Source organism: Dyadobacter tibetensis Y620-1, assembly GCF_000566685.1.
Taxonomy (GTDB): Bacteria; Bacteroidota; Bacteroidia; order Cytophagales; family Spirosomataceae; genus Dyadobacter; species Dyadobacter tibetensis.
Genome location: NZ_AZQN01000007.1, coordinates 136714 through 151122, shown reverse-complemented (window position 1 = coordinate 151122; position 14409 = coordinate 136714). Strand labels below are relative to the sequence as shown.

Annotated in this window: 12 protein-coding genes and 1 other RNA gene; 12 read left to right on the top strand and 1 reads right to left on the bottom strand. The window is 38.3% G+C overall.

Annotated elements, in window-relative coordinates; translation table 11 throughout:
• Positions 1–59 precede the first annotated feature (59 nt).
• Positions 60–974, bottom strand: coding sequence for an oxygen-dependent coproporphyrinogen oxidase (hemF, locus tag X939_RS0117285; protein WP_025764544.1), 915 nt, complete (start codon positions 972–974; stop codon positions 60–62).
• 116 nt (positions 975–1090) lie between these two features.
• On the opposite strand from hemF, the gene X939_RS0117280 reads away from it, so the two are divergent.
• The 12 genes from X939_RS0117280 (at position 1091) to X939_RS0117215 (ending at position 14284) form a co-directional block, all read left to right on the top strand.
• A complete protein-coding gene (locus X939_RS0117280; protein WP_025764543.1) occupies positions 1091–3391 on the top strand; it encodes a TonB-dependent receptor in 2301 nt (766 codons plus the stop codon).
• Positions 3392–3553: 162 nt separating this feature from the next.
• Positions 3554–3926, top strand: a transfer-messenger RNA (tmRNA) gene (gene ssrA, locus X939_RS23460).
• A 311-nt stretch (positions 3927–4237) separates the two neighbouring features.
• The gene (locus tag X939_RS0117275) at positions 4238–4426 is read left to right on the top strand and encodes a hypothetical protein (RefSeq protein WP_025764542.1); all 189 of its coding nucleotides are present in this window, start codon (positions 4238–4240) and stop codon (positions 4424–4426) included.
• Between the two features lie 1034 nt (positions 4427–5460).
• The gene (locus X939_RS0117260; RefSeq protein ID WP_025764541.1) at positions 5461–8892 is read left to right on the top strand and encodes a DEAD/DEAH box helicase; all 3432 of its coding nucleotides are present in this window, start codon (positions 5461–5463) and stop codon (positions 8890–8892) included.
• On the top strand, positions 8870–9451 hold the full coding sequence (locus X939_RS0117255; RefSeq protein WP_025764540.1) for a hypothetical protein: 582 nt from the start codon (positions 8870–8872) through the stop codon (positions 9449–9451). Before X939_RS0117260 ends, X939_RS0117255 begins: the two co-directional genes overlap by 23 nt.
• Positions 9452–9855: 404 nt before the next feature.
• A complete protein-coding gene (locus tag X939_RS23945; RefSeq protein ID WP_229236092.1) occupies positions 9856–10068 on the top strand; it encodes a cupin domain-containing protein in 213 nt (70 codons plus the stop codon).
• Entirely contained in the window at positions 10065–10505 is a 441-nt protein-coding gene (locus X939_RS0117245) for a hypothetical protein (protein WP_025764538.1), read from the top strand. Before X939_RS23945 ends, X939_RS0117245 begins: the two co-directional genes overlap by 4 nt.
• Before the next feature lie 314 nt (positions 10506–10819).
• Entirely contained in the window at positions 10820–11269 is a 450-nt protein-coding gene (arr, locus tag X939_RS24140; RefSeq protein WP_374754302.1) for an NAD(+)--rifampin ADP-ribosyltransferase, read from the top strand.
• Between the two features lie 886 nt (positions 11270–12155).
• Positions 12156–12722 (top strand): dihydrofolate reductase family protein, encoded by a 567-nt coding sequence (locus X939_RS0117235; RefSeq protein ID WP_025764536.1) that lies wholly within the window; start codon positions 12156–12158, stop codon positions 12720–12722.
• Between the two features lies 1 nt (position 12723).
• On the top strand, positions 12724–13047 hold the full coding sequence (locus X939_RS0117230) for an ArsR/SmtB family transcription factor (protein WP_025764535.1): 324 nt from the start codon (positions 12724–12726) through the stop codon (positions 13045–13047).
• A complete protein-coding gene (locus X939_RS0117225) occupies positions 13044–13553 on the top strand; it encodes an SRPBCC family protein (protein WP_025764534.1) in 510 nt (169 codons plus the stop codon). The genes X939_RS0117230 and X939_RS0117225 overlap by 4 nt, the downstream gene beginning before the upstream one ends.
• A 329-nt stretch (positions 13554–13882) precedes the next feature.
• A complete protein-coding gene (locus X939_RS0117215; protein WP_025764533.1) occupies positions 13883–14284 on the top strand; it encodes a VOC family protein in 402 nt (133 codons plus the stop codon).
• Positions 14285–14409 lie beyond the last annotated feature (125 nt).

Genomic DNA, 14409 nt, shown 5'->3' with positions numbered 1-14409 from the left:
AAATTAATCCTAAAGGCCGCCGGCAAAATATTTGACAGCGGCCCTTGGTACCTGTCGTTTTAAACCCAATTAATGTTCTTTTTGAGGAAGGCTAGCGTCTGGGCCTCTGCCGTACCTGCTTCCGGTATCAGATTATAAGCCCAATTGGCCTGCGGTGGTAGGCTCATCAGTATCGACTCGGTTCTGCCATTGGTTTCCAAACCAAATTTGGTTCCCCGATCCCATACGAGATTAAACTCCACATAGCGCCCCCGGCGGATGTATTGCCATTCCTTTTGTTCGGGCGTAAAAGCCGAGTGCTTGTATTTGGCCATTAGTTGGGTGTAAATGGGTGCAAAGCTCACTCCAATATCTTTAACGAAGGCAAAGAGAGCGTCTTTGGCAAGCCCCTGGGATTTGCCTTCCTGATCTGGCTTTAAATAATCAAAAAAGATTCCCCCGACTCCCCTCGTTTCATTACGGTGCGGGATGAAAAAATAATCGTCCGCCCAATTTTTGAATTCAGGATAGAAGTCCGAATGGTGTTGATCGCAGGCCGACTTTAAATATTGGTGAAACCACTGTGCATCTTCTTTCACCACATAATGCGGTGTAAGGTCTATTCCACCGCCGAACCAACAAGTGCCATTGCTAAGTTCAAAATAGCGCACGTTCATATGAATAATGGGGACATTGGGATTTTTAGGATGCATCACAATAGAGACGCCAGTCGCCGTGAAATGGTAGTCGTCATCTTCCCCAAGGTCCATTTGCGCCCTTAACCGGGGATGGACTTCACCTTTTACACATGAGAAGTTCACTCCTCCCTTTTCAATCACCGCCCCATCCTGAATCAGTCGTGTTCGGCCACCTCCACCGGAATGATGTTCCCATAGGTCTTCTTGAAACTTCGCCTGCCCATCTTCAGTCTCCAGGGCTTGGCATATATCGTCTTGTAAGGATTTAAAAAATGTAATGATATGGTCAATATGCATAAGTGTTCGAATTGGTATGGCGAACAAAATTACGATAATTGCTCAATGGCGGAGCATTCCTTGCCAAGAACGTTGTATTTTTGCGGTTAGTCAATAGTATATTCCTCTCTTATTTTATGATTCGTTTTTTAAGTCTATTCTTACTTTTTGCACAGATATCTTTGGGGCAGACCTTAACTTCTACCCTGCGGGGTACGGTGACAGATAGGGACAATGGACAGCGTCTAGCAGGCGCCAGTATTTTGCTTTCGGGCCTGCCCATCCAGACAGTCAGTAATGAAAATGGCCTGTTTCGTTTCGACGATTTACCCGTAGGTCGTTATGTCCTCATCGTAAAGTACATTGGTTACGAAACGCTGACCATACCCGAAATTCTGCTGGTGTCAGGGAAGGAGCAGGTTCTGAATATTCAGTTGTCTACCAATGCCCTGCAGCTTCCGGCGGCCACGGTGGCCGGCTCCAGGACGCCTGCCTATAATAGTGTTCAGGAGATTACCACCGAGCAGACCTTACGCTATGCGGCTACCTATTTGGACCCGGCACGGGTAGCTACGTCTTTTGCAGGAGTAGCCGCTGCAAATGATCAGGCCAATGGGCTGGTGGTTCGAGGTAATTCGCCCAATAATATGCAATGGCGTCTGGAAGGGGTGGAAATCGTAAACCCCAATCATCTTTCCAATGCGGGGACTTTCAGCGATCGTGCTACTACTACTGGTGGAGGTGTGAATATATTGAGCACTCAGCTCTTGGGAACATCCTATTTCCTGAACGGGGCCCTTCCCGCAAATTATGGCAACGCCCAGTCTGCAGTGATGGATATGCGTCTGCGCAATGGTAATAATGAGCAGACTGAATTTACGGGTCAGGCCGGATTAATCGGCATAGATCTTGCTGCCGAGGGGCCACTTTCCAAGCAACATAAAGGGTCGTATCTGGTCAACTACCGATATTCGTTTACGGGCCTACTCGGGGCTATGGGTGTAAGTTTTGGTGGGGAAGATATTCGGTTTCAGGATTTGTCTTTTCACCTCAATTTTCCTACCAATAAAGCAGGAACCTTTACGGTCTTTGGAATGGGCGGGATAAGCAGCAATACTTTCAAAGCTGACAAAGACACTTCTACCTGGGAATTCCAGAAAGATGGTCAGAATATTAAATTTAAAAATAAGATGGGCGCTATTGGAGTAACTCACGACTGGCCCATAAATAAACAAATGGCATTGAGAACGGCATTGGTGGCTTCCGGACTGACAACCACAAGAGAGGCAAGTCAGGTCTATGCGCTCGATTTTTCCATAAGGCCCCTCGATACCGATGAGCTGGCTAAAGGAAGGGTCTCGATAAATAGTGCGCTCAATATAAGACCTACCGATAGGCTAAGACTCCAAGCTGGGGGCACCATTACGGTGCAGAGCGATCGACTCGATTATTTCAGTAGGGTAAGCACCGAGGCCCCGGTCGATTTTTCGCTGAAAGGGCTGATCATTCAACCTTTCGCTTTGGCCAGTATGCAATGGTCACCCAAGTTTAGTTCTGAAGTTGGAGTTCATTATCTTTATTATTCCAAAAGTAGCCAGGGAGTGCTGGAGCCGCGAGCAGCGCTTCGCTATCAGTTAAAGACGGGGAGCCAGTTAAGCCTGTCCTATGGCATGCAGAGCCAGGTTCCTTTGCCCCAGGTCTACCTGGCCGGCCGCTTGAATGGCGGTAAGATAGGGGTGTCGCGCTCCAGTCAGTTGGTATTGGGTTATAAAATTCAACTACCTAAAAATAGCAGTCTTAACCTGGAGGCCTACTGGCAAGATCTGTTTGACGTTCCGATTCGGGATGGTATTCCAACCGCCTTTTCGGCAATCAATGCTTTGGAGTCTGTCCCTTATCATCCTTTGGTCAATCGTGGCACAGGGAGGAATATCGGGGTAGAGGCGTCTTGGCAGAAATATCTTACTGACGATCTTTACTTTCTAATTTCCGGATCGGTTTATGAGTCGACCTATAAAGGCAGTGACGGAATCCAGAGAAGCACGCGTTACGACGGACGGCATACCTTTAGTTTTACCGGTGGAAAGGAATTTGGCTCCACTGAGGAGCGTGTGTGGGGTGTTAATGCAAAGATATTATGGATAGGAGGATTCAGAGATACCCCCATCGACATCCAGGCCTCTGCAGCCAGTGGTAGTACGGTATATCAGGAGGATCGTGCATTCAGTCTGAAGATGAAAGACTATTTTCGTCCCGATCTCCGGATCTATTATAAGCGGAATAAGTCCAGCCATAGCAGCACCTTTTCCCTGGATCTGCAGAACGTGACTTCATCCAGGAATGAGGCATACAGCTATTTTGATCAATATCAGAAGGGAGTGGTGAGCCAATATCAGCTCGGACTCATTCCCGTTTTTAGCTACAGGGTACAATTTTAGTTTTCTGCCATGAAGTTGGAGGTCAGTCGGTTGTATAAAAAGGTTAAAAATAAATAACGAAACGGAACTAACGGGGCTTAAATAATGTAGTATTGAAGCAACTCTACCCAACTACCGTAATTAGAACGGAAGTTAGTAGGTTATTAAGGTTGCAAAAGAATCGGGGGCGACCGGTTTTGACAGCGGGCTGAGGTTCTGTGAGTAAGCATGTCGGGAGTTGAGAGTACCTCCCGGAAATAATATTCTCATATAGTAAAAGGCGAATCTAATTACGCCATGGCTGCTTAATCCGGAGGATTAACCAAATGCCATCATCTCTCCACCTCACGTGCTGCCGGGTGGAATAAGGGGTGTCGAAACGCAGCGCTGGTTGGTATAGTGATACGGAAACCCAACGAGACACCAGTATCTAAGGCCACGATGCGGGTTTGCCTTGAACCTTGTCTGGCTCGAAAATCTAATCGAAGGCTAAGCATGTAGAAGGCGCAGGGTTTCCCTGATCTGGACGAGGGTTCGAATCCCTCCGTCTCCACACTGTCCTGGTAATGATCTCATTATCAGGACTTTGTATTTTTCTAGGTACCATTGCGCCAACTATTGCGCCAAAAAAAGGGTCAAAATCAATTCGCAAAAAGCGTATGAGTGAGCCTGTAACTACATATTCTTATCAGGGATTTTTTGATGTCTAGGGTAGGCCTCTGAAAAGTTAGGGAATTGATTTTATTCTTCTACTCTAAGATTGTTTTGATAGGGAAATTTCAAAGAACATCTTATATTTATACTTCATTCATCGCCTTTCTGATGCCGGTGAAGGAGTAACTTTTGTCAATCTTTAGCTCATGAGTTATGTTGAAGCGACTTAGTAAGTTTTTCGGTAATAGTAAATCCAAAGCCAATATGCTAGGAGAAGAGTTGATGTCCGACCCTACCATCGGCCGTGCGTTAGTGGATTTTAGTCTGCGGCACGATCAAGGTGTCGAACCAGTAAGAGTTAGAATCAAAGACAAGATATACCAGATGAAAAAATTGGGGTAAAATGAATTTTGCCTTTACCTCCATCATCATCTTTATCTTACTGGCACCAGGGTATATCTATATTGTTGCTTACAGAACATCAAAACTTTGTATCAGGAAGCCCGCTTCAGATTTCATTAAGGAAATCTCCATTGCTATTATTCCTTCTTTTCTTGCCCATATTATTGGCATTTTCTAATTGAATGGGGGACTGCCTATAAGGTAGACTTTCGATTATTAGGTACCCTGCTTTTGGGGGCGGGAATAGGGTGGGGCCAGAAAGCTGGAGGGCATATCAGGAGGTACTGGTAAACACGTATAGGGTTTAGCGTGTTTGGTAATAGTATTGTGAAGATTTTATTGTGGAATATAGAATAAGTAACGAGGCATCCATCGTCAAAGAGCAATTGCATAAGGCGTCCATTGAGGAATTTGAGCTTGAAAACCATGTTTGGTAATTAAAAAAATCTAATAGGTCTGATTGTAAGCATAATACGGTGATAAATGCCATTGCAGTGGACTATAAATACCTTTTCCAGCAGCGTGGAGGATTTTTTAAAAGCTAAGGTCCTCTATTTAATATCTATAGAAAACTAATTCAACTTTTTCTGATATTAATTCAGGTAGATTCTGTGCGTAACATTGTTTTAAACAAAATCATTAAAGCTAAGGACCATAGAGGGAGGCGTGCCAATCTATTCTATATATGGAATGTTTCGGTGGGGAACTACAGCATAAGTGGCTGGGAAACAGTGTTCAAACAAATAAAATGTCGCGATGGTGCCGGCCCTTTGTAACTCTTTAATAAGGGTGTATTGAAGAGTGTTACAGCGTATATATGGGCCTTACAATAGCATGGCCACGGATATTTATACCCAGGTTATGGCCAATAATAATAAAACGGCCAATAGCCCGCTCGATTTTCTTGAAAATTTCGATATAATTATAGTAACCTACTGACTAATACGATATAGACGCAACTAGTGCCGCAAATAACAGTGTTAGCGGCAAGCGTATCCGACCGCACCGACAAAACCAAGTGACAGAAATATTGAATGAAGAAATACACTGCAAACTACACATATACTAATCCGAATTTTGTAATTCAGAACCTCATAACAAATCAGACTAATACTGACTTGTTGCCAGTTTTGTATGTTGTAAAAAACATTTTGCAACGTGGTTTTCCAACAACTCTTTCAAAATATCTACAATCCGAATTAGGCGAAATTCACAAACTTGACAACTATGTAGAACGTTTTTTGTTTGCGACAAACCAAACTCCAATTTGGAACGACACAATAAAAGGCGACAAAGACAATAACTATTACCCAGCAAAATACTTTTTTGAAAGAATTATTCCAAATGAACTTGGAGAATATTCTTTTATTCAATCGTTGCTCATTCCCGAAATTCAAATCAATGAAATTATTGGCGAAGAAGATAAAAACTTCATCAACCAACAAGTCGATTTCTATTTACCACAAGCCAAACTTGTAATTGAAATTGACGGACAACAACACAAACTTAATGAAGTTACCCGAGTTTCTGATAGTACAAGAGATAACTTTTTATCAAGCAAAGGCATTAAAACCATAAGAATTGATACAAAAGAATTACAAAATGGTTCTTATGTATCAAAAGTTGAAACGATATTAAATCATCTTGAAAGATTTGAGAAACTTCTATCCTACTACAAAAATGCTTGTGAAAAAATAGAAGAAAACCAAATGAGCAAAGAAGAAATCAAAACGAAATTATTGCCTACGGCAATAATCCGTTTTCAAGTTTTGCTCATTGAGTTACTTACTCACAAGTATTTGACATTGGATGAAGATTGGAATTTCAATATTTTAACTCACGAAGATTTACCCGATTTTGCAGAATTGGCAATAAACGATTTGCTTATTTGGATTGATAAACTTTGGCAACTTAAAAACAAACAAGAACTCAAAAAGCCAAATTTCAACATTATAATTAGGAATGACAAAACGAAATTTCAACCAACAACAAAAGCTATAAACATTGACTTTTCGCTGTTCAAACGTTACACTGACGAAAATAAAATCAGCAAAGATGTAATTTTCCTTCGTAATGATTATTTTGACATCGTAAAAGACAAAAACTATTTCAGAGTTAGCACAACCGAGCCAATTAATTACCACATTACGGACGAAGACAAAACAACTTTAGAGTTTTTCCTTGATAATATTTTTGACAAAGCAAATTTTAGAGAAGGACAATTTCCAATAGTTTCAAATGTATTGAATAGAAAAGACACAATTGGACTTTTGCCAACTGGTGGAGGAAAATCTTTGTGTTACCAACTTCCTTGCTTGCTACAACCAAGTATCAACTTTGTAGTTTGTCCTATCAAATCTTTGATGTACGACCAAAACGATAATTTGGTAAAAACTCTTGTAACCAATGTAAATTTCATTACCAGCGATTTAGAAGCAGACGAAAGACGAGATATTGAAAGAAATTTTGAGCAGGGACGATATTTGTTTGTTTGGATTTCCCCTGAAAAATTTCAAATCCCAAGTTTCAGAGAAAAGATAAGTGCGATTGTTGCTAATTTTTCAATAGCTTACGCAGTTGTAGATGAAGTTCATTGCCTTTCCGAATGGGGACACGATTTCAGAACTTCGTATTTGAATTTAGCTAAAACCATTGATAAATTAAGTCCGAAAGATGAAAATGGAGAAGGTAAAATCAAATTTATTGGTTTAACTGCAACCGCTTCCGTAAATGTCTTGAAAGACATTAAAATTGAATTTTCAAGACAAAAGCAACGTTTGGAAGATGAAAACATCAAATCACTTTTAGATTATAGCAGAAAGGAATTACAATTTAATGTTATCAACGACAACGGAAATAAAAGCCAAAAAATCCGAGAAATTCTTGAAGATTTAAAAGACACGGAAAGCTTTATTGAAACAACAGATAAAGCAGGTTTGATATTTACGCCAAATGTAAACGGTGCTTATGGTTGTTATCAAGTTTCAAACACATTAAATACTTTTTATACAAACAAAGTAGGTTGGTTTTCTGGAGACATTCCCAAACGTGATATTATAGACGAAAACACGGGGAGAAAAATAGGAACAGAGCCAGTAATGGCAAGAGATGAGTTCAATAAATACAAACAAAAAGTTCAGAAGGATTTTAAAGAAAATAAATATCAGCTTTTAGTGGCTACCAAAGCTTTTGGAATGGGTATTGACAAACAAAACATTCATTATACTTTCCATTACGGTTTGCCAAGTTCGGTTGAAGCTTTGTATCAAGAAGCTGGAAGAGCTGGACGCTGGGACAAACGAAAAAAGGAAAACAAAAATAAAATAGGGAAATGTTTTGTGCTTTATTCACCCGAAATTCACGATGAAGAACGAGTGCAAAGGTTGTTTCATAAAGATACAACTTTTGCCGAAATGAAAGAAATTAGCGATGAAGTAAGATGGAACGGAAGAGATATTTTTAAACAAGTCTTTCTTTTCACACAAGGACAAAACGATATTGAAAAAGATTTTGAAATCATTTTGGGTGTAATCACAAACTATTTCCGAGGAAACTCAAAACTTCGGATATTTTGGAATGACGCTTATTCAAAATTGAAAATCAATAGCGACACTTTACAAAAAGCAATTTATCGTTTAAGTCTTTTAGGAATTGTTTCCGATTGGACAACGAATTTCATTGACCATTTTGAAGTTCAATTCAAAACTCTTGATGAAAATCACATCATAAAAAGTGTTTCGGATTACATCATCAAGTATGAACCAAACACAGATGTAAAAACCGAAATTGAGAAAATTCCTCAAAATTCAATTTTAGAAAAATCAGTTTGGTATTTGCTGAATTGGACTTTTGAAAATATCGCATATGGCCGAAAACAATCTTTAAAAACACTTTCAGATTGGTGTTCGGTGTTTGAAGACAGCGAAAGTTTCAAGCAAAGAATTGATAGCTATTTTATTTTTTCCGAAACAACTTTTGTACTTCAGCATATTGCAGAAAACCAAAAAGTATATGAAAAATGGTTTGAAGTCTTGACGACTAACAACCAATTCCCAAACAAGGTTGAATTTGAAAAACTAAAAGACAGCATTAGTCGATTTTTAGAGAGTTATCGTAATAACGTTGGACTAAATTTTTTAAGTGGTTTTGTTCGTTTAGCGTTGAATAACTATGAAGATAGTGACGGAAAAGAACGCTTTGAAAGTGCATTATCAAGTATCAAACAAACCTTTACGGAAGACGAACAAAGCGACTTTTTATATCGCTTGAAAGTATTAGGAAAGCATTTAACCGAAGAACAAAAATTGGAATTAAGCCAGTCCATTTCAGAATACTATCCTGAAATGTTGGAAGAGCTTGCGGAATATTACGATTTGGCATATTTACTCAATGATGTTTATTCTCAAAAATTACAAGAACTAAAAAAACTTAATAAGAAATTATATGAGCAACTTGCAGAAATTTAATGAAACCCTTGAAGAGTTCAACCAAGAAGTTGGACAACTTAAAGAGGTTTCGGGTGCTTACAAAAAGTTACAGCATTTAACTGACACATATAACGTAATCAGTAAGCAATTTGACGAAAATAGCAAAACGCTTGACAAAATAAATGAACTTCAAAAAGCACAGCAGGAAAAAGTTGCTCAAAGTTTAATCGTACTTGAAAATTCTAATAAGCAGAATAAAACCGAGCTTGCTAAACTTGTAGAAGAAAAAACCGACCAAATCCGAAAAGAAAACAAGGACTTTTATAAAGACCTTGAAAGCACAATCAAAATAAGGCTTGACGACAATAAATCTGAAATAAAAAAGCTAATTGAAAACGAGCGAAACCACATCAAACAAATTTTTGAAATTGAGTTTGCTAAAAACACAAAAGAATTAAGACAAGTTATAGAAGCTGAAACCAACAAGCAGACACAGTTACTTACAGATAACCAAAAGACAATTAAGATTTCTGTATGGGTAATTGGTGGACTAATTTTAATAATGAGTATTTTGGCAGTAATAAAACTATGGACATAACGCCTGACAAAAACGCCAGCCAATAACAAGGTATTGCCAAAAGTTGGGCTGAACGGATTCGATTGGACATTTGTGCAAGGTTCAACTTTTGTTCTTCGATTGAACATTAGTGCTAAAATTCCCCGCCTTCGGCAATACCCAAACCGTTAGCGGTCATTATAGAACGAATTAGGGAGGACAACGCGACTAATAGCAATTGACTAACAGAAAATGAAACATAAACAAAACGAAACTGACAAATTACTTCTAAAAGCGGGAGAAGGGAGAATTTATAACTGCGGCACAATGACAGCAGTTTTAAAGCAGACGAAAATGAGACAGCAGACAAATACAGCATTTCTGAATGGTGGCTTGAACCTAACTCTGACGGACCTGGTGCTCATCAACACGAAGACAATGACGAAATATTTTACGGCATAGAAGGAACTACATCAATACTTGTTGGCGACAAATGGTTTGAAGTTGGTAAAGGGACATTTTTAGGAATACCTGCAAAGACAATCCACGACTTTGCTAATAGGACAAATGAAAAATCAGGCTTGCTCAACTTTTTTATTCCTGGTGGATTTGAAAGAGATATGCCAGCAATTGTAAAATGGTTTGAAGATAACAAATGAAAATTGAAATTAAGAAGAAGACTCAATTTCAGTCTGAATACACAATAACAAGAAAGGACAAATCTATTGAGCTCATTAACCTTGAAACAAAAACGTATTTTCTTCACGATATTTGTCATTTTGTGGTAGAAAAGAATTTACAATATTCAAAGGGCTTTTGGGGTATGTTGTCGCAAGGACACTCTTTCAAAGAACTGTTCGGTAAAGACAATCCACAGACGAATGAACTAAGATTTATAGAACAAATTGTTGGACCTGTACAATCTGTGTATTGGGGGCATATACCCAAGCAAAATTTTGATGAATATATCAGACACCTTGATTTCATTATGACAGAAAATATTTTAAACTCTTGTTTAGATGAAATCAATTCAATAATGGAGAATTGGAGACAATTGTCAGTAGGAGAACAACTGATAATTGAATGGAAAATATAAACATCCAAAATAATTCACAAATGGAATTTTCACCTTTCAATAATATTGTTAAACTCTGTCTTCAAGGGATGGAGATGGAAGAAAAAGGCAAACCAGAAGAAGCAAGCAAATTATTTATCCAAAGTTGGGATGAAGCGACAAATGACTTTGAAAAATTTCTTGCAGCTAATTATGTAGTCCGACATCAAAAAAATGTTTCTGACAAATTAAACTGGCTTGAAACCGGTTTGCATTTTGCTTTAAAGGTAAACAATGATGCAGTTAATAGTGCTTTGCCTTCTCTTTATTTGAACATTGGCAAATGTCACGAAGTTTTGGGCTACTCAGACAAAGCAAAAGCAAATTTCGATTTAGCAAGTTCGTATAAATATAAGCCCTCAGATAAAGGCCCTTTTTATCACGGCACAAAAGCGAATTTACAAATTGGCGATTTACTGCCCGCTGGGGGAGGTTCCAATTACAAGGCAGAACTAAAAATGAACCATATTTATTTTACGGCTTTGGTGAATGGTGCTGGACTTGCTGCTGCACTAGCAAAAGGAGATCGAAACGAAAGAGTTTATATTGTTGAGCCAACCGGAAGTTATGAAAATGACCCAAATCTAACAGACAAAAAGTTTCCTGGTAATCCCTCACGTTCATATCGTTCCAAAGCCCCCCTGAAAATCGTTGGAGAAGTAACAGAATGGGTTAGACAAACACCTGAAGAACTTCAAAAATTTCGTGAGAAATTGGAAAATAACAATGGGGAAATAATTAATTAGCCATTGAGAGATGCAGCAGAAAAACAACGAACCGCTAACAATGTATATAAAAAATAGGCGAATCAGTTTTAAAATCAAGGCTTTAGGCTCTTATCAAACTTTGTACTTTGCCGAAAGTTTCGTGCTTCGAAATCGCCTACTTTTCATATACTAACCGTTGTAGTCAATGGTAGAAAAACCTACACGACAATGAAAATCCCGACAATACATGGATATAACGACAGAAGAATTTTAACCCGCACAACGGGTTAAAAAGACAAATGTATGGCAGGGCTTGCTTTGACCTCTTGCGTAAGAAGGTGATACTATCTAAAAATGGTTAATGTTTCCCCAAATATAAGGAAGAACCCATCCGACCGAAATACGTGGCACAAATCGAACCGTAGTATCCATAGAATCCATTAAAGACAGAATAACAAATGTTTCAGAGTTTTGGGGGATACTGACAGCAGCATCTAAGTTAAGTTGGACAAGAACTAAAAAATGGATTGAAGCAGAACGATCATTAAGTTTAATTGCACTTGATGGACTAAAGTATTGCACAACGACAGGTAGTCGATAAAATCAAAGTTTCTGGTTTCAAAAACATCAGCCTAAACTTGTTGACCCAGACAAATCTGAAGTAATGGCCAAAGTATTAAACGACTGCTTGAAGGTGGACAGCGTACCGAGAGTTAAGAATGTAGTGAGCAGAATTACATATAATCTATTTGAGATTACAGCATTAAAAACTACCGCAAACATAAACGTTAGTGGGCATTGTAAAGACGACCTACCAAGACAGAGAATTTTAACCCGACACCAAAAAAATCAAGAAATATTTTGAGAAACCAAAAGGTTGCGTATATTTGCAACCGATTAGTTTCACAATTTAAAGCAAGAGAGAATGAGAAAATTAAAATTACAAGTGCAAATGTCGGTTGACGGATTTATTTCAGGGTTGAACAATGAGATGGATTGGATGACTTTTAATTGGTCAGACGACATTAAAAAGTATGTTGACGAATTCACTAAACCCGTTGACACTATCCTACTCGGTAAAAATTTAGCAATAGGTTTTATTCCACATTGGGCAGCAATTGCTAACGACAAGACCAATCCAGAACAAGAAGCAGGGGTAATTTACTCTCAAACACCAAAAATTGTATTTAGTAAAACCTTGACTAAATCAGAATGGGAGAATACGGAAGTTGAAAACGGAGATTTTATAGAGAAAATCAACGCATTGAAAAATCAATCAGGTAAAGACCTTATTGTTTATGGTGGTGGTCAATTTGTTTCTTCCTTAATCAAAGAAAAACTTATTGACGAGTTGCACTTGTTTATCAATCCAGCAATACTTGGTAAAGGAATGCCAATTTTTCAAGATGTAGATGCAATTCAAAAATTAAACTTGGTTTCTTCTAAACACTTCGACTGTGGTATTATAGTGCTTGTATATAAACCTTTGTAAAATGCGTAGAGACATTTTTCAAGCCATTGCCGACCCGACAAGAAGGGCAATTATTACACTGATTGCTTTACAAGCAATGACACCAAATGCCATTGCCGAACATTTTGACACAACACGTCAAGCAGTTTCAAAACACTTACGCATTTTAACAGAATGTGAATTAATTAAGCAAGAGCAAAAAGGACGAGAAATATACTACCAACTTGAAATTGAAAAGATGAAAGAGATTGATAAATGGTTAGAGCAATTTAGAGCAATTTGGGAAACCAGATTTAATCAATTAGACAATCTCTTAACCGATTTAAATGGAAAGAAGAAAAAATGAAATCTAACTTACAGTTTGACTTTATAGTTGATAAAGAAAGTAATCAACTTACTCTAAGACGAGAATTTTTGGCTGACAGACAATTAGTTTGGGACTGTTACACAAAAAGTGAATTGCTTGACAAATGGTTTGCACCAAAACCAATGACAACCAAAACAAAGACAATGGATTTTAGAGAAGGTGGTCATTGGCATTATGCAATGGTTGATGCTAACGGAACAGAATATTGGGGTTATACCGAATATCTAACAATCCAACCGATTGACTTTTATACTTCTCTTGATGCTTTTAGTAACGAACAAGGAGAAGTAAACAAAGACTTACCAAGAGCAAAATGGAGAGTTTCATTCTCGGACAAATCAGGAAATACTCTTGTTGAGACAATTGTTCAATATAATTCACTAAGTGAATTAGAAGCCGTAATACAAATGGGAATGGAGCAAGGTATGACAATGACACTTGAAAAATTGGATGAATTATTAGCAACTTTAATGAGTGAATCATAACAACGAACCGCTAGCATAATGCATATGCAATGTCTGGTTTCGGTTTCAGGTTGGTTATCTCCGTGTTATGTTCAGGGTGGACAACCTTGACGAATTACTTAACTGACTTACAAAACAAGGTGTTGAAATGGTGGGAGAAGTAGTAAACTATGAGAACATTTACAATCTCTGTTACATACGTGGGACAGAAGGACTATTCGTTGGTTTAGCCGAACAACTTGGCATTAAAAAAGCGACTGATATTTTGGATAATAATGTGTAAAAAGAATAACGGTAGAACCCAATATATTAAGAAAACCTTAAATTAGCATAGAAAAATCATTAAGAAAATGGACATAAAATTTGAAGCTGGAATTAATATTGCAATAAAAATTCCAAAAAGCAAGTATGACAAAACCGTTGCTTTTTATAAAGATATTTTAAAATTGGAAGTCGAAGAAAAACCCATTGTTAATCCAACAATTTCCAGAACTCACGAAGTGAAGTTCGGTAATAATATAATTTGGTTGGACTGCGTTGACAACTACACTCACTCTGAAACTTGGTTGCAGCTTACAGTTCCAAGCGTAGAGGAAGCGACAAACTATTTGCAATCAAACGGAGTAGAAACGTGTGACGAACTTGAAGAACTTCCAAAAAATATGCATTGGATACAAGACCCAGCAGGAACAGTATTCAATGTGCAAAGAAGAGAAACAAAACATTTTGAAGGGAAAACAACGAAGGCATAACAGCGGTTTGGCAAAAGTGGCGGTCCCGTGCTCCGCAGACACATTTGTGGTTAATCAAAAATTGGTTCTCCGCATCAATATTTGTGGTATAAATTGCCCACCTTCGCCAAGCCCGAAACCGTGTG

Bases quoted from the DNA above. Each gene is read 5' to 3' on its own strand.
- X939_RS0117215 (WP_025764533.1), top strand. From the start codon at position 13,883: ATGGACATAAAATTTGAAGCTGGAATTAATATTGCAATAAAAATTCCA.
- X939_RS0117275 (WP_025764542.1), top strand. From the start codon at position 4,238: ATGTTGAAGCGACTTAGTAAGTTTTTCGGTAATAGTAAATCCAAAGCC.
- X939_RS0117260 (WP_025764541.1), top strand. From the start codon at position 5,461: ATGAAGAAATACACTGCAAACTACACATATACTAATCCGAATTTTGTA.
- X939_RS0117245 (WP_025764538.1), top strand. From the start codon at position 10,065: ATGAAAATTGAAATTAAGAAGAAGACTCAATTTCAGTCTGAATACACA.
- X939_RS0117235 (WP_025764536.1), top strand. From the start codon at position 12,156: ATGAGAAAATTAAAATTACAAGTGCAAATGTCGGTTGACGGATTTATT.
- X939_RS0117255 (WP_025764540.1), top strand. From the start codon at position 8,870: ATGAGCAACTTGCAGAAATTTAATGAAACCCTTGAAGAGTTCAACCAA.
- hemF (WP_025764544.1), bottom strand. From the start codon at position 974: ATGCATATTGACCATATCATTACATTTTTTAAATCCTTACAAGACGAT.
- X939_RS0117225 (WP_025764534.1), top strand. From the start codon at position 13,044: ATGAAATCTAACTTACAGTTTGACTTTATAGTTGATAAAGAAAGTAAT.
- X939_RS0117230 (WP_025764535.1), top strand. From the start codon at position 12,724: ATGCGTAGAGACATTTTTCAAGCCATTGCCGACCCGACAAGAAGGGCA.
- X939_RS0117280 (WP_025764543.1), top strand. From the start codon at position 1,091: ATGATTCGTTTTTTAAGTCTATTCTTACTTTTTGCACAGATATCTTTG.